This window comes from Legionella stuttgartensis (assembly GCF_977063405.2).
Genome location: NZ_CDRUHA020000066.1, coordinates 1 through 23,562, shown reverse-complemented (window position 1 = coordinate 23,562; position 23,562 = coordinate 1). Strand labels below are relative to the sequence as shown.

Genomic DNA, 23,562 nt, shown 5'->3' with positions numbered 1-23,562 from the left:
CTTTAAGAATTTTTAGAAGATTTAAAATGGTTATATTGGCTTCGCCACGTTCCACAGTCCCGTAGTAACCCCGATTCATTTCGATGAAATTGGCAAAACCCTCTTGAGAAAAACCTTTCTCTTTTCTAATTTTGCGAATTTGTTTGCCTAGCAGAATTAAGTCGGTTTGTTTTTTCATTCAAGAAGCATATGTGCTATGCTTCATATATAGCCACACGGTATGTCTATCATTTTTTGGTTTTTTAGGAAATGGTAAAAATAAATTTCTATCTTGTTAATTTTTAACCCTGTAAACAATAGTTATTTGAACTATATTGATACGATTAGAAGAAGAAAATAATACCTGGCTCAGTGAAGAGTGATCAGGAATTAGAGAGGGATAGAGTCTTTAGTTAAATTGAGTAAGAACGCACGGAATTTTTATCTGTAAGTAAACCAATTTTAGTATTGAGAAATGACATTCTACTTAATTAAAAGGGATTTAAAGATTATTTTTATGCTGGAGACCATAAATGAAGGGCATCGTTTTTACCTCCTTAAATGACATGATTATAGAAAAATATGGAATAGAACTATGGGATGAATTAGTCACCTCGCTGGACCTTCCTAGCGGTGGGAGTTACACAGCAGGCGGTACTTATTCCGATATAGAATTCCTACAATTAATTCAGGCCACAGCGAAGAAGACAAATCAGCAAGCTTCTGTTTTTTTAGAGTCCTTTGGTGAATACATGTTTCCTATCTTATCGAGTAAGTATTCATTTTTTTTAAAACAGGACATGACATTAAAAGAGTTTTTAAAAAGTATTGATGGAACCATTCATGTGGAAGTGGAAAAGTTATACCCGGATGAAACATTACCTACCATTCGCTATGAAGAGCCGGCTTCAAACCAACTGGTTATGTTGTATCGATCCCACAGAAGACTCTGTCATTTTGCCATTGGTCTCATCCAAGGGGCAGCTCAACATTTTAAAAAGAACATTATAATCAATCAGACGCACTGCATGTTAAAAAAAGATGATCATTGTCGTTTGGAGATTACCTTTGAGTGATGATAAAAAAACATTATTTGAGCGTTCCTATTATCGCGAAAGAAAAGCTCGCGAGAAAGCTGAATTATTGTTGGAAAATAAGACAAGGGAACTACATTTACTAAACCAGGATTTGGAAAAAAAGAATTCTGAATTGATAAAGACGCTAAAAGACTTAGAGAGAACACAAAAAAAATTATCGAAACTAGCGCATTTTGATGTATTAAGTCGATTACCCAATCGATTGCAGTTTGAACTGGATTTAAAACGTGAGATTGCCAGGTCAAAAAGATATGGTCGTCATCTGGCTCTGTTAAGCATTGATCTGGATTTTTTTAAAAATGTGAATGATCGCTTCGGCCATGATGTTGGTGATAGTCTATTACGTGAAGTAGCAAAGCGTCTCCGAGCAAGTATTCGTGAAGAAGATGGTGTGGCTCGATTAGGAGGAGATGAGTTTGCCGTGATTCTGACAGAAATTGATAACCCGCAACAGGCAAAATTAGTGGCCAATAATATGCTTCAAAGAATTGATAAGCCATTCCTTATCAAGGGCAATACAGTTATTATTGGAATAAGTATAGGGATCGCTTATTTTCCTGATGCAGGTGATGATTCCATGACGCTACGTAAGAATGCGGATATCGCTCTATACAATGCCAAGGAATGTGGTCGCAATAACTTCCAAATCTTTACCCCATCCCTTAGAAAGCAATATTCAAAACGTTTAGGAATGGGAACCGAGTTGCATCTTGCCTTGGAGCGACAAGAATTTTTTCTCGTTTATCAGCCCCGCGTTGATTTAAAAATGAATTCTATGATTGGGATGGAGGTTTTATTACGTTGGCAACATCCCAAGCGGGGTATTGTTTTTCCTGATGAATTCCTTTCTGTTGCAGAACATTTTAACTTGATTATTCCGATTGGTGAATGGGTCATACGAACAGCCTGCAGGCAGTACATGGATTGGAAAAAGAAATATGACGCGTTCAATGACACCTTAGCAATTAATATTTCTCTGAGTCAATTTCAACACAAAGGATTTCTTTTCTTTGTTAAGCAAATTTTACAAGAATATCAAATGCCATCCTATTTGTTAGAGCTTGAAATTACTGAAGCAACTGTGGTCGATTTTTTGGGAAAGATTGAGGACACATTAAGTGCACTTCGTACTATGGGGGTAAAACTTGCTTTTGATAATTTTGGATCAGGCTATTCCTTTTTATCTCACTTAAAAAATTCCCCAGTCCAATCCATCAAATTGAAACAAACCTTCATTGAAGATACTCATCTCAGAGAAAATGACAATTTAATTATCAAATCGACGATTGCTTTGTCGAAAGAGTTAGGATTGAATGTGGTGGTGGGTGGTGTAGAAACAGAAGAACAACTCAATTTTTTACGGTCAAGTCACTGCTTAGAAGTACAAGGCTATTACAGCAGTAAACCTTTAACCGTGGGACAAATGACACAATTTATCGCTGGAAGGAACTGCAAAGAAATGTAGTTTCGCCTTGTTTCATTCCCCATCGAGAAGCAACACCAATTGGGCTACGAAATAGTGAGTGATTGAGCCCAAAGACAATATTGGGTATTTTTTATAGGAAAAAAATAGAAACGCTGTCTGTCATAGGAAATCTACAAGATGGCATTTTTTCACTTTTTATTCCTTAAAGAGCGACTCCTAAGTGGTATTATTGATGGGTTAAATTTTGTGCTATTCTGTATTATATCTTGTTGATTATAGGGCGTAATGCCAGGGATGTCATTCATGAAGGGACTAGAAAAACAATGCTGTCCTAAGGAAAGGATACTCACTCGGAACCAAGAATTGCAAGAAGAGGTGAATCTCTCTTGTTGTGCACCTGCTGATAGGAGTACTCTCGATAGCTTTTTTCCTTTTTTAACTCAATTAATGCACGCTAACTTGGCTAAATGGACGGCAGGAATAAGTCCTGCTGCCCTCGGTTCTTCCTACTCCACCTGGCTTTGGCAATTGGCCCAATCCCCTGGGGTTTTGTGGGAACTTGCTTTTTATCCAGTTTTTCATGCCAAGGATTGCGTTAATAATATCATTTGCGTCGAGCGTGCTGCTGGTGGTAAAGACGTGCGTTTTAAAAAGGACAGTTGGCAGCCTATGCCTTGGCGTTTATTTGCCGAAGGATTTTTGCAGATGGAGGATTGGTGGCGACGCGCCACAACGGACGTGCCAGGATTGCCCAACCATGTGGAACGTACCGTTTCATTCTGGACACGTCAATGCCTTGATGCTCTGTCCCCTTCCAATTTTGCTTGGTCTAATCCTGATTTGTTCCATGAAACTATGCGCACCGGAGGATTTAATCTCATTGAAGGCAGCCAAATCGCATTCGAAGATTGGTTAGAAAAGCTAGCGGGTGTACCGCCTACGGGCTCTGAACATTTTATCCCAGGTCAACACGTGGCCATTACACCAGGACGAGTCGTGTTTCAAAATCATTTGATTGAGCTCATTCAATACGAATCTCAAACTAAGACGGTGTATAAAGAGCCTATCTTAATCGTTCCCGCCTGGATTATGAAATATTATATTCTCGATTTATCGCCGCATAATTCCTTAGTGAAGTGGCTCGTAAGTCAGGGACATACCGTATTTATCATTTCTTGGCGCAATCCTGACAAAGAGGACCGTGATTTAGGGATGGATGATTATTATAGGCAAGGAGCTATGGCTGCTATTGATACAGTATCGACCCTTTTGCCAGAAACCAAAATCAATCTGATGGGGTATTGTTTAGGTGGCACCTTGGCTATGATTACCGCATCCGCGATGGGAAGAGACAAAGATGAACGTTTAAACAGCTTGACACTTTTAGCCGCCCAAGGAGATTTCACTGAAGCCGGGGAATTAATGCTTTTTGTGACAGAAAGTCAAGTGGATTTTCTTAAAAGTATGATGAAGGAACAAGGGTATCTGGATACCAAGCAAATGGCTGGTTCTTTTCAGATGCTGCGCGCCTATGACTTAATATGGTCCAAAATGGTTCAAGACTACATGCATGGTATGCGGCGCGGGATGATTGATTTAACCGCTTGGAATGCGGATGCCACACGAATGCCTTATAAAATGCACAGTGAATACCTTGAAAAACTCTTCTTAAGGAATGATTTTGCCGAAGGGCGTTACACCGTAGAAGGAAAGCCGGTGGCTGCTGAGAACATCAAGTGGCCTGTTTTTGCGGTGAGTACTGAAAAAGACCATGTAGCACCCTGGCAATCCGTCTATAAAATCCATCTTATGACAAAAGGGGATGTGACCTTTGTTCTCACTGGTGGTGGGCATAATGCGGGCATCATCAGTGAGCCGGGTCACCCAGGACGCTCTTATCGTGTTCATGAGCAGAAACAAGGCGAGGCTTACTTAAATCCTGAAAGCTGGCTTACGATGGCAGAGAAGCGAGAGGACTCCTGGTGGCAAGCATGGCATGCGTGGCTAGTCCAGCAAAACGCTAAAAAACACATTGCGCCACCGGTCATGAATCCCTCACTGCCAGCGGCACCAGGAACTTATGTGCTTCAGAAATAGAACCCTCTTCTTGAACAATAAAAACGCTCAATGGCCTTTCGAGTGAGTTACATGTATTGCCCACCATTGACATCAAAATTGGCACCGGTAATAAAACCACTTTGCTCATCTGCAAGGAAAGCAACAATACGAGCAATTTCCTGAGGTTTGCCTAATCGTCCCACAGGAATTTGGGCAACAATTGCTTCTAAAATGTCGTCCCTCAGAGAGGCGAGCATCTCGGTATTAATATAGCCAGGGGAGACAGTATTCACCGTAATGCCTTTCTTTGCGACTTCTTGTGCCAGACTTTTAGTAAAACCGTATAATGCAGATTTTGTGGCGGCGTAATTACACTGGCCGAATTGACCTTTGCGTCCATTAACAGAAGAAATGATGATGATACGTCCATAATTATTGTCCAACATGCTAGATAACACAGTTTTCGTCATATTAAAGACACTATTCAAATTGGCATTGATGACACCCTGCCATTGTTCTTGGGTCATCTTTTTCAAAGTGGCATCGTTCGTCACACCGGCATTGTTCACTAGAATATCGATTTTGCCGTATTTTTCGATGACCAGTTCCGTCACTTTCTCACAATCATTGAAAGAAGAAATATCGGCGTAGACAATGTCGATATCAAAGCCTTGCATGGCTTGTTTTTTCTGCCACTCTTTCGCCAAGTCATGATTGCCCTGTTTAAAATAGCAGGCAATAACTTGATAATCTAACTTTTGCATTTCCTGGCATATGGCAGTACCAATACCACCAGTGCCCCCTGTGACTAAAGCAACTCGTTGATTCACTTCTTTCCTCCTTGATGGTTTTAAACAGTAAAAAAATAAGTGTTATTGTCATCAGTTAATGGTCTTGCCTAGACCTAATGGTGGTCATTTATTTGATAACTTCTACTTCCTCGGCCTGAGGTCCTTTCTGTCCTTTTCCCATTTTAAAAAGAACAGTTGCACCATCAGGAAGTGTTTTAAAGCCGCTGCTTTGAATCGAACTAAAGTGGACAAAGTAGTCTTTACCACTGCTTTCAATAAAACCAAATCCCTTGTCTTTATTAAACCATTTGACTTTACCACGAATTTTATTAGTCATTTTTGTTTATTTCCTTAATAATGTAGGATAGAGTGTCCTGCGATGTGGTTCTCTGTGTCAATAGTTGTTAATCTGATCGTTCATAGTCGTTTAATTAGTGGAGTCAGTGGACTCTCCAGTCTCTCCCTTTATCTTTTTCAACAAAACTACTTTATCACACTGAATCTCAATGGTATTTGTTTTAGCAGTAGATACCCCCCAGCATCTTAGCCTTTTTCCCTCTTTATTGATGAATAGCACGTGAATAACCAAATTGCTCCCATAGGTGTTGTCGATGGTGATGTCTTGAGCATCATTCGTTTTTGTCAAAAGTCTTCCCAGTGAATTGCCACCACGGTGGAACTCTATTAATACTTCAGCATTGAATAAGGACACATTGTTTATTTTGGAATTCTTGTGGTATTGGAGGTGATAGGATTGCATGCCAGCATAGGCATTGAGTGTCGTGCAGGAAAAAATTGCCGCAAAAATAATTTTAAGAAGGAGTATTTTTTTTATTTTAAATGACATAATATCGTTCATGTGATTCCTATCCTTATTCTTACCCATGTTCTTTTACTATTTTGTCATAAAACTTTTACATACCCAATCTTTAATAGCATAATTCCATTTTTGTCATAATGGCTTAGTATGTACGTCGGAGCTATTTTCGGGCAACATTTTAGTTAATTTAAATATCTAAGAATATGAATATAAATCAAAATAGCTAATCAATTATTTTCGATATTGATGCAAGACACGTTTAAAACACTATAAAAAATATTTATGCTCAATTAAAATACTTTGAGGATCTACAGTTTGTTTTGCTCTTATTAGTCAAAGACTTAAAAAATAAAGGTGGTGATCCGGGTATTCAATGGCCTAACCATAAAAAATTCAAAGGATTGAAAAGTCAGAGAAAAAGTGATGATTGGCGCCACTGTCATCTTCAGAAAGGAAATCCTACCTATGTATGTTGTTGGAAAGTTTTTGAAGATACTCAAATGATAGAGATATATTATGTTGGGACCACACGAAAATGCCCCTTACTGAAAAAGATGCAATAAAAGCGAAAATCAAAGAAGATCTTTCTGAATTTAAGAGATTCTATCTAAAAAATAGAGATAGATGATTTATCATTTATTAGAGAACTTCAAAATGAATTTGAATATTTATTACATCAGACAAGTATCGAGGCAATTCCCGCAGATGAAGCTTTTAAAAATTTAACAGAACGTTATGGTAAGGCCGGTGCTTTATTGAAAGGGATTCGTATTCGGGAGGGGTTGAATCAAACTGAGTTTGCCAAATTAATCGGCACAACCCAAGCAAACTTATCCTCCATGGAAAATGGAACACGTCCAATTGGAAAAACAAAGTTAAGATTATTGCTGAAAAATCTGGCGTTGATTATCAGTATTTCCTATAAAATTTTCCTTAAGTCGGTTAGTCGTTTCATTACTCCCCATACCCCTGTAATGAGTTATTGTTTCTTAGTCAAGAAAAAATGACCTTTATATTTTACGTATGAGGCGCGATCGACTGCTTCTTAATATCATACGATATATTCTTATTGTATCGTCTAAAAATGACCTTAAATTTTGTTTTTAAAGCGATTGCACATTAAATGAGTTATTTTGCTTAAAAAAAGAACGAAATCTGTTGCTGAGTTGGATGTCCAAGTGGATTGGTACTGAGTTGTGGTCGCTGTTTTATTATTAAAGATTTATGTCTTTTTGTTGAGGAAGTTGGGAGTTCAGTAATAGTCGATATGGAGAGCAAATAAATGAAATTAGGTTTGCTGAAATAGGCTGTCACACAATAGCCTCGCTGGTAACGCATTTTGATCATCGTGCAGAATCGATCAAATGCTTCTTCGTAATTTGGAAAAGCAATCGTGCGACTTTGACCAAGTTTCGATTGCTTTCGGCCATTGATAGCCACGATTATCCAGTCCTTGAGTAAATCTTGCTGCAGATGAAGTTCATAATATCGTGTCTCTTTTTCAAATCGCACCATTTGCCCAGAGCAAGTGGAAAAATTAATAAGATGTAGAAAAGGTAGGGTGGCGAACCAAGTCAGCATTAACATTAAAAAAGCGCCAGGTTAGCAATTCTCTTCAGCCGATCAGGATTATCTTCGACATAAATCGCCGTGGTTACAATGCTCGCATGGCCAGCCAAGCGTGATACGGCTTTGATGTCTGCTCCTTGTTCAATGAGGCGGGTGATAAACGTGCGACGACCTGAGTGAGAGCTTGCACCCACGATACCGGCCTGGTCATAGAGTGACTTAAACCATTTTTGTAAAGCATTCGGCGTAAACCGACTTTTGCGTTGAGTTTGAAAAAGAGGTTTATCACGAGAGAGAGGCTTTAAGTCGTTAAGGTGTGTTTGCAGCGCTTCACACAATTTTTTATTGGTTAAATAAGCATAGCGTTGTTTTTCACCTTTGGTCATTGACCGTTTTAAACAAATTTCATCCAGCAATTGATAATGAGGGTTAGCCACATCGGCGATACAAAGAGACGCGATTTCTTTGACGCGCAGTCCTAAACCAAACGAACAATACACCATGGCGACATTTCGCGTGCCCATTGATCCATTTTTAGCCACGATAAGTAACCGTTTAAATTCCGCCTCATTTAAAACACGTGCTTTACCTTCTCGTGGCATAAAAACTCACTCATTCCTGATTTATTAATATATTAACTAAATTAGGCACTCTTGGCAAAAATAAGCGATTAGCAAAAATTGTCCAATCGCAAAAACCCTTGTCAGCATTGAACAGGTCCTCTTTTGTATATAAGAGGATGTGTTTTTTAAGTTTTTTGATAGTGTAGTTTTAAGTAGCAATTGTGAATTACATTAGAGTTGGGTTCAATTGACAAGTACACTAAATTGGTGTACTATTTATATAAATAATAATATAGGCATTTTAAATTGATAAAACCTTGTCAAATCGAGCTAACTAAAGGCGCTCAGAAAGATTTAACAAAAATACCACAATATATTAAAGAGAAGTTGCTGTTATGGGTTGATTCGGCTGAGCGATTAGGTATTCAAAAAATAAGAACAATACCTGGGTTTCATGATGAACCATTAAAAGGAGATCGCCAAGGACAACGTTCAATTAGATTAAATAAGGCATATCGAGCGATATACATTGAAAATGAACAAAAGGAAATTATAATTATTTCTATAGTTGAGGTGAATAAACATGAGTACTAATGCAAGAAAGTATTTAGAGAAATTAATAGGGCGTATGTCCTTAGGAAAGGCTATTCGTGCTATTCGTCAAGGAGAGGAGGAGAGTCAGATAGATTTTGCTCAACGTCTTGGTGTTTCTAAACAATATTTATGTGATTTAGAGCATGATAGAAAGATTGTGAGTGCAAAAAAAGCCAAACAATTCGCTGAAATCCTTGGTTATTCACCAGAGCATTTTATAGCATTAGCGTTTCAAGACTCTCTCGAACATGACGGTATACATATGCAAGTTGAGGTTAGAGCTGCTTAACTCTAGTGTATGATTTTAGAAATGAAGGTAGGATATCTCTGTAGATTAGTAGCAGAATTAGGATATCGAAAAATGAGCAATGTATCATACTGGGTATATATTTTACTTTGCGAAAACCATACCTATTATACAGGTTATACGAATGATCTAGAAAAGAGATACACGTCGCATGTTGAAGGTACAGGTCGTTGTAAATACACGAGAAGTTTTAAGCCCATAAAAATCGCTCAGTCCTGGGAAATTAAAGAGGGCAAATTAAAAGCAATGCAAGTAGAGCGTTATATTAAAAAGTTATCTCGCGTTGACAAAGATAAACTTATTAACAATCCTAATTTACTTGAGCAAATCTAAAATAAACAAATGAACGCAGGGCAAGATGGCAGTATAAGAACCAAAAATCAATTGATTAAGGTCTGATTACTGTCATCAGACCTTAATAGTTGAATTTAACGGAAGAGTGAACATTACTCCTCTAAGTTTTTTAAAAATTTTATGAGATCAATAACTTATTACAGTTAAATTGTCTCACCACTGGTGAGACAATTTATTTTCATCATCATCAAACAGGTGGTGCAGCCAAGATACTTTGATAATGTGAAACTGACTATATAAAGTGTTCATTAGTAATTTGGTTTTCAACATCAGGCTCAATTGCTGTTAATATTTTAATTTTTTCTTCTAATGCTTTAATGAATTCCTCTTCTTTTATATATTGAATGGGCATTTTAAAACCAAGATGTGTAGCTATATATTGCAGAGAGCGGGTACAGTTTTCTGAATAAGGAAATTTTATAGTGTTTTTTATGGCTGCACAGAACGAATAAAAAAGAAAAAGACTTATAATTATTAAAGCCAGCATACCTAACGAATTATACTTGTTCATCAAACGGTTATTATCACATCTTTGGCGCCGTATCTCATACCGCCCATCAAACAGAGCAAAAGAATAGTCTTCTTTTTTAACAGATTGCTCTACTTCAGCCATATCCATAAAAATCCTGTTCGGGTGATCACCCCAGACAAATTGACGCCTTTGTTGTGCTATCCCATTATCAGACTCTTCATACGAAATTTTTTTATCAAAAAATAAGCTACTATAATGGGTGTTTATTTCTTCTGTTGTACGGCTTTGCTGTTTGGTGAATCCTTGCAAAATTTTATGTAGATTTCTCTTTATAACATCATCCAAATCACTTATCTCAGCATTAAGCTGCTGTATTCTTAATTCCATATTTTCTAATTCTTCACGATACTTTTTCTCACGCTTATCGAACTTCTGGGAAGTATAATTCATGAAAGGCTCATATAAACCCAAGTAAAGAGCGCCCAGAGATACAAAAAAACCAATAGTAAAATTAATTTGAATAATTTTTCGTTGTTTTCTTGCTCTGTTTAAAAAATCAAGACATTGTTGAAACTCTTTTAAAGTGGGTTGTGTACGTCCAGTCATAATTAAGTCCAAAATTTTTCTAACATTTTAATCTCACTAAGAGATTTTCAAAATGTATTAAACAACTTTTTTATTCGATAATTATGCAAGGCACTTTATGAAAGATTCAGGTGAATTTTTAAGGGTTTGATTCACGAAAAGTAGACTTTAAGCAGAAAACTGAACTACTTGAAAAACAAATTTATTTATCCTCATAACAGTAATATTCGCAAAACCCCATTTTATAAACTTTCTAACTACCTTGTAAAAAGATGGATAAGTATAGTTTTGAAATTCATGCTTACCTAAAATATAACAATATATATGTATCTATAACAAAAAATGTGTATACTTGGTTATAGATACATATATTTTGATATAAATATTATGAATCCCATTAAAAATCCATTTTCTCCTGGGGCAGGATCACCACCACCGGAACTTGTTGGTCGTGAAGAAATCCTTAGCCAAAGTAATATATTATTACAGCGCATTTTAAAGAAACGCTCAGAAAAAAGCTTTTTGTTAACAGGGCTTCGAGGGGTTGGTAAAACCGTATTACTTAACGAAATTGAAAGACAGGCGGAGACAGCAGGGTATAAAACTATTTTAATAGAGGCACATGAAGGGAAGTCCTTAGGTGCATTATTGATTCCACATTTAAAACGTCTACTGTTTGATCTAGATAGACTATCTGGGGTAGGAGATAAAGTTCGTAGAGGCCTCGGTGTTCTAAAGAGTTTTATAAGTACAATAAAAATTAAAGTTGGTGATGTTGAGTTTGGATTAGGTATAGATCCCGAGTTAGGTGCCGCAGATAGCGGTGACATAGAAGTGGATCTACCGAATCTTTTTGTAGCCCTTGCAGAAGCCGCTGAGGAAAGGGGCGCAGCTGTTGCTATTCTTATAGATGAAATTCAGTATTTTAGTATTAATGAAATTAGCGCTTTAATAATGGCAATGCATAAAATGCAACAGAAAAGATTGCCATTGATTTTGATCGGTGCCGGGCTTCCAATTTTACCCGCTTTAGCTGGTGATTCAAAATCATATGCCGAACGTCTTTTTCAATTTCCCAATATAGGACCATTGTCAGAGGTAGATGCAAATAAAGCTCTTCAGGATCCGGTAAATGAGGTTGATGTAGAATTTACAGTGGAGGCCTTAAAAGAAATATATGAGTTAACAAAAGGGTATCCCTATTTTTTACAGGAGTGGGGTTATCAATCTTGGAATTATGCCAAAGATTCTCCAATAGATCTCCAAGATGTGAAGGATGCAACTTCTTTGGTAATTAGACGATTAGATGAGAATTTTTTTCGAGTCAGGTTTGATCGGTTAACTCCTAGTGAACAAAACTATCTTAGAGGTATGGCTGAAATTGGGGCTGGACCAAAAAGAACTGGAGATATTGCAGAGATATTAGGAAAAAGTGTATCAAGCTTAGGTCCCGTAAGAGATAGATTGATTAAGAAAGGTATGATCTATAGCCCTAGTCATGGAGAAATGGCTTTTACCGTACCTTTGTTTGATGAGTATATGAAAAGAATAATACCAACTTTTAACAAATCTTAATGGTCTGGTGTGATGAAATAGAGTTCTTCTAAATAGGAAATAAATGAAACCAATTATTAAAGACTTAAGTGTCATTATTCTCATTGGCTTGCTTCTGCTTTGGGGTTTCTTGGCGGCAATTGAGCGATTGGTATTTTTTAATACGAATCTATACCCCGATTTTTTAGTAAGTAAAACGATTTCTTTAGAATCAAAAGAGAAGATGTTTGAGCTGATTAAATTAACTTGCCCTCAGGGTGGTGCTGATAGTATTGAGCGAGATGACGTGCTTTATTTTCGGTGTGGTCTCTTATGGCCAAAATCACAAGTAACGAAAGTATATCTTGTTAATAAATCAAATTCAGATGAATCGAATAAAAATTAAATACTAGCCACCATTATAAAATGTATAAAAAGAAGGTCTGATTATTTTCCTTAAGTCTAGTAATCGTGATAATCAGACCTAACTATTTGATTTATAATAATATTCTACTGCTAGTCACCGCAAATGACAACTACAAATAATTGAATACAGACATAATTTTCAAATTAAGAAATTGCGTGGGTTCTCATTAGCTCTAAGGTTTTAATATTTTCTTCTTCATCTTCACGGATGAGTCGTTCTATCAATCGTGTGGGAAACTTTAATGTTTTGGCGATTATAAAAGGAGATTGTTTTTCTTGATAATGTAATTCCAATACTTCTTTTTTATTAATGGAAGCAAGGAATTCAAGATAAAACTCTTCTTCTGCAGAAATTTGTTCTGAATCATGTTCTTCCATAAGAGATTTAATAAGATTTTTTTCTTCCTCATCAGTGGGTATTAAATCGAATATTGAACTTACTATTAATTGATTCATCTCTTTAGCCTGTTTTATAAATTGTAACTCTTCCTTTGGAATTGATTGGCCTGTAACAGCGCTCTTATGGGCTATGTTTAAAGCTATGTCAATATGATGTAGAAAAGTTCTAATATTATCTTTTTTATCAAAACTATTTTGTGAACTAAAATATAACTTAGCTTTTATATAGTAATAGCGATCCTTATCTAATCGCCTCCATTTTTTTGTGTTTGGATTTGCAAGCCATGAATTGAGTGTCGCAACACTTACATTGGCTAGTTCGGCAAGTTTTTCAGCAGTAATGTTTTCTTTTTTCTTTAATTCAATTAATAGATGATTATAGGATTTTTTATTTTTAAGAAGCATTTTTATTTATAGAGCAAATTGATACAAAGTATCATTTTATATCAATTGATACTTTGTATCAATTGAATTGAGGTTATTAATTATTTACCTATATTCACCACCAAGTGTGACCATAATTCATAAATAATTTGCCGTGATTCCTGATTTAAAATTTATTGGGCTTGTACAAAATTGAGCGTTTGGGTTTTTCAAGAAATTTTTGATCGTCTTCTGGGTCAAAAAATAAGGTTATGGATTTAAAAAAGTGAGGGTAAGTTTAAGAGTGTTCCGAGGAGACAGGCCACCTCCTTGTGGCAATGCATCATCCATGATGCTTTCAAATAATCCCTATAGGACATCCGCTGTCTTTCCTCGTACTGATTCAATCATAGCTCATAACTCTAAATTGGCACACTCAAAATGGCGCAAATTCTCGTAAGAGATTTCTTGATTTTAATGGTTTATAACTAAACGAAAGCCATCCAGAGGTGACTTTATATAGAGAGTTATTGAAGATTTGTAAGCTATTTATTTAGCAATAATAATGAATGCAAATGGGTTTGTGTCTCAACTGGTTGTGGTTTCTTTTGAAAAATCCAAATCAAGCCTAATAGAATAATTCCCAACCAAGTTATGGATTTGATCCATGAGACATAATAATAAAGCTGTATAAATTGTTGAGGCTGATTTAGATGGGGAATTGCATTAGGAGCTGAAAATAAACTGAGATTATTACTTATAATAACGGGGGATGTAAAAAGGAAAAATCCTTTTAAAATAGACTCATAATTCTTCATTTTAACGGAAGAAAGAATAATCAAAACAAGCGCAGGCGCTAGCAGCAAAGCAAACCTTAGCCAGTAAAAAGAATGGGTTATTGGGATAAATAAATCGCTATAAGAAGAGAATACCCCTGATTTTAGAGCGGTTTCAAATGAAAGCGACAAATAAGACAAAACTAACAGTAAAAACGATAAAGAGTGTATTAGTGTTTTTAAATGGATGCGCATAATAATAGTTTCCTTTTTGAGGCAGGTGTGAACTGCGTTTCAACTCACCTCTTATTCTTTAGGATATAGTGCTCTTCCAGAAACAGTTGCTATTGCTTGTATTGGAATCGCATGTTTCTCATCATTAAAACAACTTAAGCTGATGATGTTAGCTATAGCAGTTGCAGTATCGTAATCAGGTATAATATGTGTATCTGACGAGGCGATACAAGATGTATTTCCAATGAATAATTTAAAACGTCCATGTCCCAGTTTTTCTGATGCGTCAAATGGATCTAGCGTAACTCCTGATAAAACTGTTCCAGGAGATACTGTTTTTTCTTTGTGAACCTTATCAGATGGAAGCTTAAATTGTTTTGTAACTATAATGTGCGCCGTTTTACCTGCTTCTACATAAATTCTATTGGGTTTTTCTGATGAAACTGGAGCGATATTGTTTGTTTTTCCTTTTGCTGAAAGGTCTTCAGGCATTGGACCGATAATTTTTAGCTCTGGTGAAGCCCAGTAGATGGCTTTATTATTTCCCAAAAGTTTGTAAGGCAAAAACACTACATCATGTTTCCCCATATTCCAAAAGACACCACAAAATAGATGCTTATCACCTATTGTAGAGCGGTTTAATAAATTACCTTTGCTATCTGTAAAGCGATCGCAATAATGGTTATTTTGGGTCTTTGGCACTTTTAATGGTGAGTACGCTAATTGAATTTCACCATTGGCACCCATAAGAAACAATTGCCGTGAAGCAGTCGCATAGAAATCATAACTCAATTTAGCAATGAATGGAGATAAAAACAGCACCAAGATCCCTAGCTTTATACCCAAACGCCGCGATGATTTTTCATTGAAAATAGAAAATAGAATGCACCACGTAAGCACAAGCCCCAGAACAATGATATAACCGTTAGTAGATGTTAAGAACACTATCAATACCTCTCTTCTAAAAACCATCTATGCAAATGGTTACCATTTTATCATATTATTTTTTATAACATTTAATCTTATTAATTAACTCATTTTTATTGAGTGCATCTATTTTATGTATGATCTCCTCTGGATTATGCCCTTGATCGAGCAATTGTTTAGCCCATAACATAAACACATCATCCTCGGTGAGAATTTTAAAAAGAATATCGTTTTTTTCATTGAGCAATACTTCAACTGCACAGGCCACAAGCCATTTTGAGGGGGTTGTTTCTCCGCTAGCCATGCCTTTAACAGCCATAGGAGAATAGCTTTTATCTTTATCAAATAAGGTTATTGCTTTGTGATGCAATTTCTCAGAACGATTAACAACGGCTTGTAATTCTGAAAAAATTGATTTTATTTGATTACTAAAATCTTGCTTTTTATATTCGGCAAGGTTTACTTGATTCAGTAACGTTAAAGCATGTTCTTTGCTGGAACCTGATAGCTTCCCTACCGCAATCTTAATTTGCTGTATCATACTGCTAACCATAGGTTCAAAGATGTTTAACTCCACTTTTTGCTCGTCACAAATAATTTCAATCTGCTCCAAAACTTCGATAAATTCATACGGTAATCGAAAACGCAAATCGAGCAACGTGCTTGTTGGTGAAGGATGCAAGTGCTGATGAATGGCCTTAAGATTTTGCATGAACTGTTTTAATTCAATTGTTTGATTAATTGAAAGATTATTCCAACCATCGAATAAATCCGGCTCATTCATATGAAAAGAACCATAAATGTTCTTACCATCCGTTGATTTGACGTAAACCCTTGAGGGTCTACGCAAATTTTGTTTCACTTCGAATCGCAATAATTTTTTCATTAAGAAGCCTCTAATAAAATAAGTGATGAGTTGTTGCAGTATTGCAATGCACAGTCTTTTGCATCGTTAAATCGCGTGTACGTTTTGTTTGTTGTCAAATGAATGTAGTATTTTTACCAGATTGTTTGTAATCGTATTTAGAACGAAATGCAAACATGGACGTATTAATGAATCCTCCCAATAAATAGGTTTTCATTACTGGAGTTATTGCTGTTGTATCCTGTTTTGTTGCATCAAAATATCGATCTAATAAATGGTGTTCGTTTAATTCATAAAAGTTTCTTAGTTTTTGTAATCGATGGCCATGATAATGCATGAAATAAGGAACACCGGAAATAGTTATTTTTCTGGTACGTGTAGTGTACTGACTATAGAAAGTTGCTCTTCGCAAAGAATAATAAGGTTTGAAAGCATGCAATACAGGCACTGTTGTATTTTGCCCGTACAGGTAAATAAGGTTATTAAATTGAGCATCAAGGATGGCTTTTTGAGTTCGTGCATCCAATAATTTATTTTTTATTGTCTCTAAAGAATAAATCATCGCCTCAATACCCTGTTGATTCATCTCAGGAATATCCCCCAGAAAAAATTCTACCTGATAATCTAAACGCTCTAATCGCCTTAGTGCATTGCACAGCTGGGGGTAATGAACAAGGGTATTTAATTCCAGATAAGTGCCGATGGCTTCTCTAATGGACAACCTATTCCAATAGGAATAAGAAATATCCTGATTTCTGGTAGATGAAAATGTAAACATTAACGCTCTTAATAAATCGTTTAAAGAAAAGGCCAGCTCAAGTGGTGCATTGGTTTGATTTAGATGAATCATAATTACCTCGTTTTCTTTTATTGTCCTAATGACACTACTACTTAGTTTATTTACAAGAACCAAATTTGTCAATAAATAAAATCTATAAAAAAGATAAAATAAATGCATCTATTATATTGACTATTTTGTTATGGTCTGCCATACTATAGATGTTCACTTAGGAACATAATAGATAAAATAAGGAATAAATCATGATTAAACACCCTCTTCAAATCGGTTCTATCCTCTATGCTTCGTGGGGTTACGAACAAACTAACATTGATTTTTATCAGGTCATTGATCTAATTGGAACTTCCACTGTAGTACTCAGAGAAATTGCACAAGAAAAAATCACTGAAAGAAACGATGCTTTTTGCGGAAAAACAAAAGCCAAACCTAATTGTTTTATTGATGAACCCTTTAGAAAAAGAGCAAACGCGCAAGGCAGAGTACGCATGAACTCCTTCTCTCATGCCAGCCTTTGGGATGGTGCCCCTCTTTATTATTCCTCTTATCATTAGACTTCGAAAATGCTCCCTGCATAAGCAGGGAGTTACCACTAATTAACTGTTTAATAAAAAAATGGGGGATTTTGATGAGCAATATATCAACAGCCGGAACAAATAGTTTAGTACAAGAAATCAGCATCGTTTGGTCTATAGAAGATGTGTTGGATGTGAGGCCACTACTTAGCAAAGAGCAAGCAAGTATCGTATTACAACATCTTAAAAAAAATCATGATGCCACCATAGGCATTAATTGGGATGTGTTAGAAATCGTTTCAGACGATTTATTCTTAAAGCCGATTAGAGTGATTAAAACACTTCGTTATAAAGAACACGAAATAGAAATTAGTTATCAAGAATCCGATGAACGCTATATAGCGGATATTCGCATCGATGATTGTGATGGCCATACCGTCCAAGGATTTTGTGGTTTAAATACCGAATCAGAGGCCATTTCTGTAGCTCAAGCCTTTATTGATGGGTTGCACTATACCGAAGAAGAAGAGTAATCCAATTAAGTAGGCTGGATTTTTTCTAGCCTACTCACCTATTAGGAGAAAACACAATGGATTATTTAAATTTATGGGAGCAGTTAGGGGATGTATCAATAAACGATGAGGATGAAATTGAAGAAGATTTTCTTCATTTTGCAAAAGGAACGAATAGATTCGAACTCTGGAAATGGTTTGATGAACAATTACCCAAAGGAATCGCACATGAGTTATTAAGAAGTCATAATTATTTAATTGCTATAAATAGGATTTTTGCCCTCACCCTATTCATGGGGGTTTTTTTATCCTATCCTGCTCATTCAGGGCCTTCTAAATCATTTAGAGTAGCTCATACCCATGGGAAGACGAAACCGCAGCGAATATCGCCTACGGTAAAACATTCTAAATTTTTAACTGGGTTAGCTGCAGGCTCTATTTTATTTTCGCAGAAGGGGCATCCATTCTCTTACAATGAACCGAATTTTGAGTCATCTGATGGCGAGCTGTATAGTGAATACGAGCGCAATAATCAATTATTGGCTCAAGGTGGCTTACCTCAGGTAAAACGCAGACAGATCCTTTATGAGCTCAGGTTTTCAGATGAAAGCCCAAAACCAATAAGTGATTTTGATGTGGTAAATATTAATGAAATGAAACCCAATAACGCACATCCCTATCAATTTACTTATTCAGAAACATGGGGAGATAACCCCATTAAAGTAACTTTAAGAGATAAAAAAGATAAAAAGCTCGTATTAAAATTATCCCATTCCTACTATGTGCCAAATGCAGCAAGAAAAGATCTTTTTGAATCCATGCGAGAAAAATTGGAATATGCATTGCCATTTCTATTCTTGCCGTTACTACTGAATTTCTTTTTTCTAATAAGGAGCTATAAATGATGATTGAACTATTAATTGGTATCGCTGTTCTCTTGTTAATCTTTATTTTAACAGGCCTGTTTATTGTCAAACAACAAGAAGTTGCACTTATTGAGCGCTTAGGAAAATATCACTCTATTGCACGTGCGGGGCTTAATTTTAAAATACCCTTTATTGATTGGATTGCCGGTAAGTTATCGTTACGAATTCAACAATTAGATGTCAAAGTCGAAACCAAGACAAAAGATAATGTGATTGTCCAGATTCAAGTTTCCGTGCAATATCGCATCAAAGATGACGGAGTTTATGATGCTTACTATAAATTGGAAGACCCTTCTCAACAAATTACAGCCTATGTTCTTGATCTCGTTCGCTCTGAAACACCAACTATGATCTTGGATGATATTTTTGAAAAAAAAGACAGCATTGCTAATGCCGTTAAAAGCCATTTAAGCGAGACCATGCAAGACTTTGGATTTGAAATTGTCAAAGCATTAGTAACGAACATAGAGTTAGAAATGAAAGTAAAAAATGCAATGAATGAAATTAACGAACAACAACGATTGCAAGTTGCAGCTCAAGCCAAGGGAGAAGCAGAGAAAATATTGATAGTCAAAAAGGCGGAGGCAGAAGCAGAAAGCAAGCGGTTACAAGGCGAAGGAACAGCCAATCAACGAAAAGCAATTATCGATGGGCTAAGCCATTCTGTAGAAGATTTCCAAAAATCCGTACCCGGGGTATCGTCTGCAGATATAATGAACTTGGTATTGATTACTCAATATTTTGATACATTAAAAGAAATAGGCTCACATAACAAATCCAGTACAATCTTATTGCCGCAGTTACCGAATGATATCGCATCGCAATTGCAGCAAAGTATTATAACCGGCAATGTAGCTAGTGCAGACATAAAAAATTAATAACGGAGTTACTGGGGTTATGCTCTATAACCCCAGTAACAAAAGGTATTAGATGTTTCCATCAGGCGTTATCGAATTGGTTTATTGAGATTATTATTCCAACAGCCACAAGCCATCTTGTTTCCAATGCTCAGAAAATCCCATTTTTGAAAAGGGTATAGAAGGATGATTTTGCATAAGAAGAAACAATTGTTTGCGCCAATGATTGCCTGGCGAGCTGTTTTTTAATCATTCATGAATAATATAAGCTTGTAGATAGAAAGGACTCTCGTTATGTTCAAAAGATATTGTTATTTCTGAAACCTTGGGTTTATTGACGAAAAACCGATTCCATAAGCGAGAATGGTGAGCACATAAATTTCTGGTATAAGTCAATGAGCGCATCCATGATTTGATAATTTCACTATATTGTCCAAGAGTATCACCAATTTCTTTTCTTACAGTACGATCTTTAATATTGGCATAGAGCTTGGACACTGTACCAAAAGAAATGCATTCCATGACCATCCAGCTTGGCGGGTGTTCTGGATGATGATATTTAGCATAATACGTTTTAATAAAGTCTTCGTGTGAACTTTCAGATATGATTTAACCTCCTCCAAAAACATTTGATATTGCTCAGCCGAAGAAAATAAATCCATGTTTAGATACCAATGTGCACCATACTTTAAACTCATGGCATTTGATATAGCGGTACGAAAAGACACTTCTATTCGCTCTAGGGCATCGATAACTAATAAGCGCAGCTCCCTATCAAATGCATACAAATTTAAAAATCCGAAAATCGTGTGTTGGGTTTAAATTGGTGAGAGCTTGTCGCAGAGCTAATTAGGCTTAAAATAAATCATCAAACGATAGTAACCAATGGTCGTCAAATACTGACTAGCTTCTTGCTCATTATCCAGCAACAGCCCTTTTTGTCGTAAGTGATGTATTTGTTCTGGTATGGAAAGAGGTGGTTTATTAAAAACCATTTTTTGAATGCATAAAATAAATAACCCGCCCTGGTCCGCATTGTTAAGAGGCGTGGCGGGTATGGTTAATTACATTATAACCCGATTGCGCTCAAAATCAAATACGGTTGATTGTCATTGATGTAATTTTAACAGAATGTGCAACATAACTGAATCAAAGTACACGCCAATTACCCATAAGAATGTTATAATTAACCGATCGTTAAAAGTCCTCATTTAAATGATTTTTGATTTAGAAATTATGGTGGCAAGCAATGGATGTAAGTGTAAAAGAATTTTTGATAATGGTGTATATAGTTGGTGGTTTAATTACCTTAAGTTATTCCATCAACAGCTTTCTCAGTTTTCAACGCTTAAAAATATATTACAATAATGATTTGTTGCTAAAAAGACCTGATGTCAAACGCTATTTGATTCTTAAACCTCTCCTTTGGCCATATTTTTTGTTATCGAAAAAAGCCCTTTAGAGCGATTTTCCGAGCTATTTTTTAAACATTATGGTGATGAGGGACATACTTACTTTAGAAACCAAGGGCTTAAGAACTTTTTAAATGACCTATTCAAAGGAAAAAATCGTTATAAAAAGTATCAAATACAAACACTTTGCTGGCCAATTGAAAAAAATTCTCAAGATTGGATTGAACATAGGCGACTTTTTAAAGGAAATAGTTTTTATGCGCATATTATCTATATAAAAATGCAGAATGAATACCTTGTGCGAATCACTTGGGAAAAGGAAAGCGCCCCTCACCCTGTTGCATCTATAAGCAGGTTTGATCTAGATAAATGTCAAAGGATTAGCGAGTCTGAATTTAAAACAAGAATGCAACAAATCAATGCCAATGAAGCTAATAAATTACATCTTGGAATGAAATAGCATCCTCACGCAATAAATAACGTCAATTTAAAAGATGTATTTTATTGACAAAATCACCATTGTTTGCCATAATGTATTTGTTCACTTAGGAACATAATAGAAAACATTAAGGATAAAAAATGACAACAATCATTACTTCAAAATTAGTTTGCGATAAGCAACGCCTTTCTTTTTTACCTAAGCATTTTGGCACCATGATGATAAGAGCTGAACAAGCCATTTACAACACATTAAAAGTGATGTGCCCTACTTACGAAGGCGGCTATTGGCATTTTTATGAATTGAGCAATCGTGGTTTTTACTTGGCTCCTGACATGGACGAGCCACTCCCCATATATGTGGAAGGCAACGGATATGATGGAGAAGTGAGCGCGGATGCCGCTGGAATCATTACAACCCTATGTGTTCTTAATCAACTGTGTTGGAAAACTAAATCAGATAAAACAATCCAGCAATACTATTTATTGCGAGACTACATTGAATACCACAAAGAAGCTGCGGACATTTATGCAGCGATTGATTAAGCGAATTAAAACAGGCCGTAAACTTCAATTACGGCCTTTACATAAGGGGCGGTTCTATGAATATTATAGAAAAAATTACTCAAGCCATTTTTGAGGATGACGAAGATCCGAACAAACAATCTGAATACTTAATTGAAACATATTTAAACAGCGCCAATCAAATAGAAATTGATGCTATATTTGAGTGTTTATGCGGATACAGCTTAAAAACCCTAATCGGTAATTGCTCAGCATAATTTGCGATATTCGATTTAAGCTTAACGGCTGTTTATAGTTACATTACGTGATATTTTAAGTTCGTACACATTGATTAACGCCCTCACCAGACTGATTAGATTCAAGAGCCTGACTTTTCTGCTCTAATAGCTCCAGGCTGGCTTTTTTAGGTATGAATCGTGCCGGTACTATGAAATAAAAAACGTTAATATAAAGCGCATCTAAAAATGATAACCGAAAATTTCCTCTCTCTTGGGCAATAAGGCTAAATTCCTTCAACGAGATTAGCTCTGGAATTTCAGATGTATCCTTATAGTGCGCATTATAAGAAGAAATAATAAGCGTCAACAAAATGAATAAGGGAATTAAATAATAAAATGTGTGTTTAAAAATTATTTTTATATTCATATCCTAATCCAAATACTGTTAGAACCATCATTTAATGCATCGATCAGCAGACCATTACACCACTTACTTTAAATTGTTAACTATCTATTCCAATAATCAAATGAATTAAATTGGTTATTTGAATGCATATTGCTAACACTTGAATGATGATTAATATGATGCATGGAGTGATTGAAATTAAAACCAAATGGACTCCCTCCAGCATCATACGAACCAAGCATAGGCAACCCAGTAACTGGGTTTACTCTAAAGGTATTTAGTGAATGATTACTAACTAATTGTTGATGATTAATGGAAGAATGATCGCTCTGATTTACACCATGACCTTTAATAATATAAGGCAAAATATGCCGTTTAAAATATTCATTTTCCATATAATTAAAGTGTTCATCTTTTGATGCAATGGCTTTTTGATATTCAAGATAACCTGGTGGTGGTTCTAATACAAAATCTTTAATTCGGATGAGTAATTGTATTAATTTTTTTATACGATCAACTATCACATCCTTTTGAAAAAATAGTTTCATTTTTTTATCCTATTTAGATAGCTAATTTATTCCTTCACAAACGCGCAAAGGCATGCGCTCTTTATTTATTCCATAGTCCATTATTCTAACTATACTAATAATAGTACTTCACAAGAATTGTGCCTAGTTGTATTTTCTGATTCTAGTCGGGTAACAGGATCGAATTGCTCCGATCCCGTCCCCTAAGAACGTAACGTGCGACTTTCACCGCATTACGCTCAAGCCTTTCTAAGGCTATTCACCCAGCAGTTCATCACTTTCAATAACGTTT

At 35.9% G+C, this 23,562-nt stretch carries 30 protein-coding genes and 1 pseudogene; 16 read left to right on the top strand and 15 right to left on the bottom strand.

Annotated features, from left to right (window positions below; all coding sequences use genetic code 11):
* Nucleotides 1-178, bottom strand: a 178-nt coding sequence (locus ACWTEW_RS24310; protein ID WP_454783538.1) for a helix-turn-helix domain-containing protein, incomplete at its 3' end; no start/stop codon positions are given.
* 334 nt (nucleotides 179-512) lie between these two features.
* On the opposite strand from ACWTEW_RS24310, the gene ACWTEW_RS24305 reads away from it, so the two are divergent.
* The 3 genes from ACWTEW_RS24305 (at nucleotide 513) to ACWTEW_RS24295 (ending at nucleotide 4,599) form a co-directional block, all read left to right on the top strand.
* On the top strand, nucleotides 513-1,055 hold the full coding sequence (locus tag ACWTEW_RS24305; RefSeq protein ID WP_454783537.1) for a heme NO-binding domain-containing protein: 543 nt from the start codon (nucleotides 513-515) through the stop codon (nucleotides 1,053-1,055).
* Nucleotides 1,021-2,541 (top strand): putative bifunctional diguanylate cyclase/phosphodiesterase, encoded by a 1,521-nt coding sequence (locus tag ACWTEW_RS24300; protein WP_454783536.1) that lies wholly within the window; start codon nucleotides 1,021-1,023, stop codon nucleotides 2,539-2,541. Before ACWTEW_RS24305 ends, ACWTEW_RS24300 begins: the two co-directional genes overlap by 35 nt.
* A 264-nt stretch (nucleotides 2,542-2,805) precedes the next feature.
* Nucleotides 2,806-4,599: a PHA/PHB synthase family protein gene (locus ACWTEW_RS24295; protein ID WP_454783535.1), complete on the top strand. Its 1,794-nt coding sequence runs from the start codon at nucleotides 2,806-2,808 to the stop codon at nucleotides 4,597-4,599.
* Nucleotides 4,600-4,646: 47 nt separating this feature from the next.
* Here ACWTEW_RS24295 and phbB read toward each other — a convergent pair whose 3' ends face one another.
* From phbB to ACWTEW_RS24280, 3 genes are all read right to left on the bottom strand, one after another.
* Nucleotides 4,647-5,390, bottom strand: a complete 744-nt coding sequence (gene phbB, locus ACWTEW_RS24290; protein WP_454783534.1) for an acetoacetyl-CoA reductase — start codon at nucleotides 5,388-5,390, stop codon at nucleotides 4,647-4,649.
* Between the two features lie 88 nt (nucleotides 5,391-5,478).
* Complete coding sequence (locus ACWTEW_RS24285) at nucleotides 5,479-5,688, bottom strand: cold-shock protein (RefSeq protein ID WP_454783533.1); 210 nt, start codon at nucleotides 5,686-5,688, stop codon at nucleotides 5,479-5,481.
* A 90-nt stretch (nucleotides 5,689-5,778) separates the two neighbouring features.
* On the bottom strand, nucleotides 5,779-6,210 hold the full coding sequence (locus tag ACWTEW_RS24280; protein ID WP_454783532.1) for a hypothetical protein: 432 nt from the start codon (nucleotides 6,208-6,210) through the stop codon (nucleotides 5,779-5,781).
* 716 nt (nucleotides 6,211-6,926) lie between these two features.
* Here ACWTEW_RS24280 and ACWTEW_RS24275 point away from each other — a divergent pair.
* A complete protein-coding gene (locus tag ACWTEW_RS24275; protein WP_454783531.1) occupies nucleotides 6,927-7,178 on the top strand; it encodes a helix-turn-helix domain-containing protein in 252 nt (83 codons plus the stop codon).
* A gap of 130 nt (nucleotides 7,179-7,308) precedes the next feature.
* Here ACWTEW_RS24275 and ACWTEW_RS24270 read toward each other — a convergent pair whose 3' ends face one another.
* A complete protein-coding gene (locus tag ACWTEW_RS24270; protein WP_454783530.1) occupies nucleotides 7,309-7,758 on the bottom strand; it encodes a hypothetical protein in 450 nt (149 codons plus the stop codon).
* Entirely contained in the window at nucleotides 7,758-8,342 is a 585-nt protein-coding gene (locus ACWTEW_RS24265; protein WP_454783529.1) for a tyrosine-type recombinase/integrase, read from the bottom strand. The genes ACWTEW_RS24270 and ACWTEW_RS24265 overlap by 1 nt, the downstream gene beginning before the upstream one ends.
* A 267-nt stretch (nucleotides 8,343-8,609) precedes the next feature.
* Here ACWTEW_RS24265 and ACWTEW_RS24260 point away from each other — a divergent pair, with 267 nt between their 5' ends.
* The 3 genes from ACWTEW_RS24260 to ACWTEW_RS24250 all read left to right on the top strand — a co-directional run bounded on the left by ACWTEW_RS24260 (nucleotide 8,610) and on the right by ACWTEW_RS24250 (nucleotide 9,537).
* Entirely contained in the window at nucleotides 8,610-8,897 is a 288-nt protein-coding gene (locus tag ACWTEW_RS24260; RefSeq protein WP_454783528.1) for a type II toxin-antitoxin system mRNA interferase toxin, RelE/StbE family, read from the top strand.
* Nucleotides 8,887-9,186: a helix-turn-helix domain-containing protein gene (locus ACWTEW_RS24255; RefSeq protein WP_454783527.1), complete on the top strand. Its 300-nt coding sequence runs from the start codon at nucleotides 8,887-8,889 to the stop codon at nucleotides 9,184-9,186. The genes ACWTEW_RS24260 and ACWTEW_RS24255 overlap by 11 nt, the downstream gene beginning before the upstream one ends.
* 72 nt (nucleotides 9,187-9,258) lie before the next feature.
* Complete coding sequence (locus tag ACWTEW_RS24250) at nucleotides 9,259-9,537, top strand: GIY-YIG nuclease family protein (protein WP_454783526.1); 279 nt, start codon at nucleotides 9,259-9,261, stop codon at nucleotides 9,535-9,537.
* A gap of 253 nt (nucleotides 9,538-9,790) precedes the next feature.
* Here the strand turns inward: ACWTEW_RS24250 and ACWTEW_RS24245 are convergent, their stop codons facing one another.
* Nucleotides 9,791-10,648, bottom strand: coding sequence for a hypothetical protein (locus ACWTEW_RS24245; protein WP_454783525.1), 858 nt, complete (start codon nucleotides 10,646-10,648; stop codon nucleotides 9,791-9,793).
* Nucleotides 10,649-10,957: 309 nt separating this feature from the next.
* Here ACWTEW_RS24245 and ACWTEW_RS24240 point away from each other — a divergent pair, with 309 nt between their 5' ends.
* A complete protein-coding gene (locus ACWTEW_RS24240; RefSeq protein WP_454783524.1) occupies nucleotides 10,958-12,190 on the top strand; it encodes an AAA family ATPase in 1,233 nt (410 codons plus the stop codon).
* A gap of 43 nt (nucleotides 12,191-12,233) precedes the next feature.
* Nucleotides 12,234-12,554 (top strand): hypothetical protein, encoded by a 321-nt coding sequence (locus ACWTEW_RS24235; protein ID WP_454783523.1) that lies wholly within the window; start codon nucleotides 12,234-12,236, stop codon nucleotides 12,552-12,554.
* A 164-nt stretch (nucleotides 12,555-12,718) separates the two neighbouring features.
* Here ACWTEW_RS24235 and ACWTEW_RS24230 read toward each other — a convergent pair whose 3' ends face one another.
* From ACWTEW_RS24230 to ACWTEW_RS24210, 5 genes are all read right to left on the bottom strand, one after another.
* Nucleotides 12,719-13,378 (bottom strand): hypothetical protein, encoded by a 660-nt coding sequence (locus tag ACWTEW_RS24230; protein WP_454783522.1) that lies wholly within the window; start codon nucleotides 13,376-13,378, stop codon nucleotides 12,719-12,721.
* A gap of 503 nt (nucleotides 13,379-13,881) precedes the next feature.
* A complete protein-coding gene (locus ACWTEW_RS24225) occupies nucleotides 13,882-14,367 on the bottom strand; it encodes a hypothetical protein (RefSeq protein WP_454783521.1) in 486 nt (161 codons plus the stop codon).
* Between the two features lie 51 nt (nucleotides 14,368-14,418).
* Nucleotides 14,419-15,291, bottom strand: a complete 873-nt coding sequence (locus tag ACWTEW_RS24220; RefSeq protein WP_454783520.1) for a hypothetical protein — start codon at nucleotides 15,289-15,291, stop codon at nucleotides 14,419-14,421.
* Between the two features lie 55 nt (nucleotides 15,292-15,346).
* Nucleotides 15,347-16,159, bottom strand: a complete 813-nt coding sequence (locus ACWTEW_RS24215; protein ID WP_454783519.1) for a hypothetical protein — start codon at nucleotides 16,157-16,159, stop codon at nucleotides 15,347-15,349.
* 94 nt (nucleotides 16,160-16,253) lie between these two features.
* Nucleotides 16,254-16,988, bottom strand: coding sequence for a hypothetical protein (locus ACWTEW_RS24210; RefSeq protein ID WP_454783518.1), 735 nt, complete (start codon nucleotides 16,986-16,988; stop codon nucleotides 16,254-16,256).
* Between the two features lie 191 nt (nucleotides 16,989-17,179).
* Between ACWTEW_RS24210 and ACWTEW_RS24205 the strand changes: the two genes are divergently transcribed.
* The 4 genes from ACWTEW_RS24205 to ACWTEW_RS24190 all read left to right on the top strand — a co-directional run bounded on the left by ACWTEW_RS24205 (nucleotide 17,180) and on the right by ACWTEW_RS24190 (nucleotide 19,765).
* Nucleotides 17,180-17,488 carry a hypothetical protein gene (locus ACWTEW_RS24205; RefSeq protein ID WP_454783517.1) on the top strand — a complete coding sequence of 103 codons (309 nt, stop codon included), beginning with the start codon at nucleotides 17,180-17,182 and terminating at the stop codon, nucleotides 17,486-17,488.
* A 74-nt stretch (nucleotides 17,489-17,562) separates the two neighbouring features.
* Nucleotides 17,563-17,982: a hypothetical protein gene (locus tag ACWTEW_RS24200; protein WP_454783516.1), complete on the top strand. Its 420-nt coding sequence runs from the start codon at nucleotides 17,563-17,565 to the stop codon at nucleotides 17,980-17,982.
* A gap of 56 nt (nucleotides 17,983-18,038) precedes the next feature.
* Nucleotides 18,039-18,866, top strand: a complete 828-nt coding sequence (locus ACWTEW_RS24195) for a hypothetical protein (RefSeq protein ID WP_454783515.1) — start codon at nucleotides 18,039-18,041, stop codon at nucleotides 18,864-18,866.
* A complete protein-coding gene (locus ACWTEW_RS24190; RefSeq protein ID WP_454783514.1) occupies nucleotides 18,863-19,765 on the top strand; it encodes an SPFH domain-containing protein in 903 nt (300 codons plus the stop codon). The genes ACWTEW_RS24195 and ACWTEW_RS24190 overlap by 4 nt, the downstream gene beginning before the upstream one ends.
* 228 nt (nucleotides 19,766-19,993) lie before the next feature.
* Here ACWTEW_RS24190 and ACWTEW_RS24185 read toward each other — a convergent pair.
* A pseudogene (locus ACWTEW_RS24185) lies at nucleotides 19,994-20,532 on the bottom strand (Abi family protein).
* A 637-nt stretch (nucleotides 20,533-21,169) separates the two neighbouring features.
* On the opposite strand from ACWTEW_RS24185, the gene ACWTEW_RS24180 reads away from it, so the two are divergent.
* The 3 genes from ACWTEW_RS24180 to ACWTEW_RS24170 all read left to right on the top strand — a co-directional run bounded on the left by ACWTEW_RS24180 (nucleotide 21,170) and on the right by ACWTEW_RS24170 (nucleotide 22,376).
* Nucleotides 21,170-21,616 carry a hypothetical protein gene (locus ACWTEW_RS24180; RefSeq protein WP_454783513.1) on the top strand — a complete coding sequence of 149 codons (447 nt, stop codon included), beginning with the start codon at nucleotides 21,170-21,172 and terminating at the stop codon, nucleotides 21,614-21,616.
* Nucleotides 21,617-21,735: 119 nt separating this feature from the next.
* Nucleotides 21,736-22,140, top strand: coding sequence for an antirestriction protein (locus ACWTEW_RS24175; protein ID WP_454783512.1), 405 nt, complete (start codon nucleotides 21,736-21,738; stop codon nucleotides 22,138-22,140).
* A 56-nt stretch (nucleotides 22,141-22,196) separates the two neighbouring features.
* Nucleotides 22,197-22,376 (top strand): hypothetical protein, encoded by a 180-nt coding sequence (locus ACWTEW_RS24170; RefSeq protein ID WP_454783511.1) that lies wholly within the window; start codon nucleotides 22,197-22,199, stop codon nucleotides 22,374-22,376.
* Between the two features lie 55 nt (nucleotides 22,377-22,431).
* On the opposite strand, the gene ACWTEW_RS24165 is transcribed toward ACWTEW_RS24170, so the two are convergent.
* Entirely contained in the window at nucleotides 22,432-22,764 is a 333-nt protein-coding gene (locus tag ACWTEW_RS24165; protein ID WP_454783510.1) for a hypothetical protein, read from the bottom strand.
* Nucleotides 22,765-22,844: 80 nt separating this feature from the next.
* Nucleotides 22,845-23,291: a hypothetical protein gene (locus ACWTEW_RS24160; protein WP_454783509.1), complete on the bottom strand. Its 447-nt coding sequence runs from the start codon at nucleotides 23,289-23,291 to the stop codon at nucleotides 22,845-22,847.
* Between the last annotated feature and the right edge of the window lie 271 nt (nucleotides 23,292-23,562).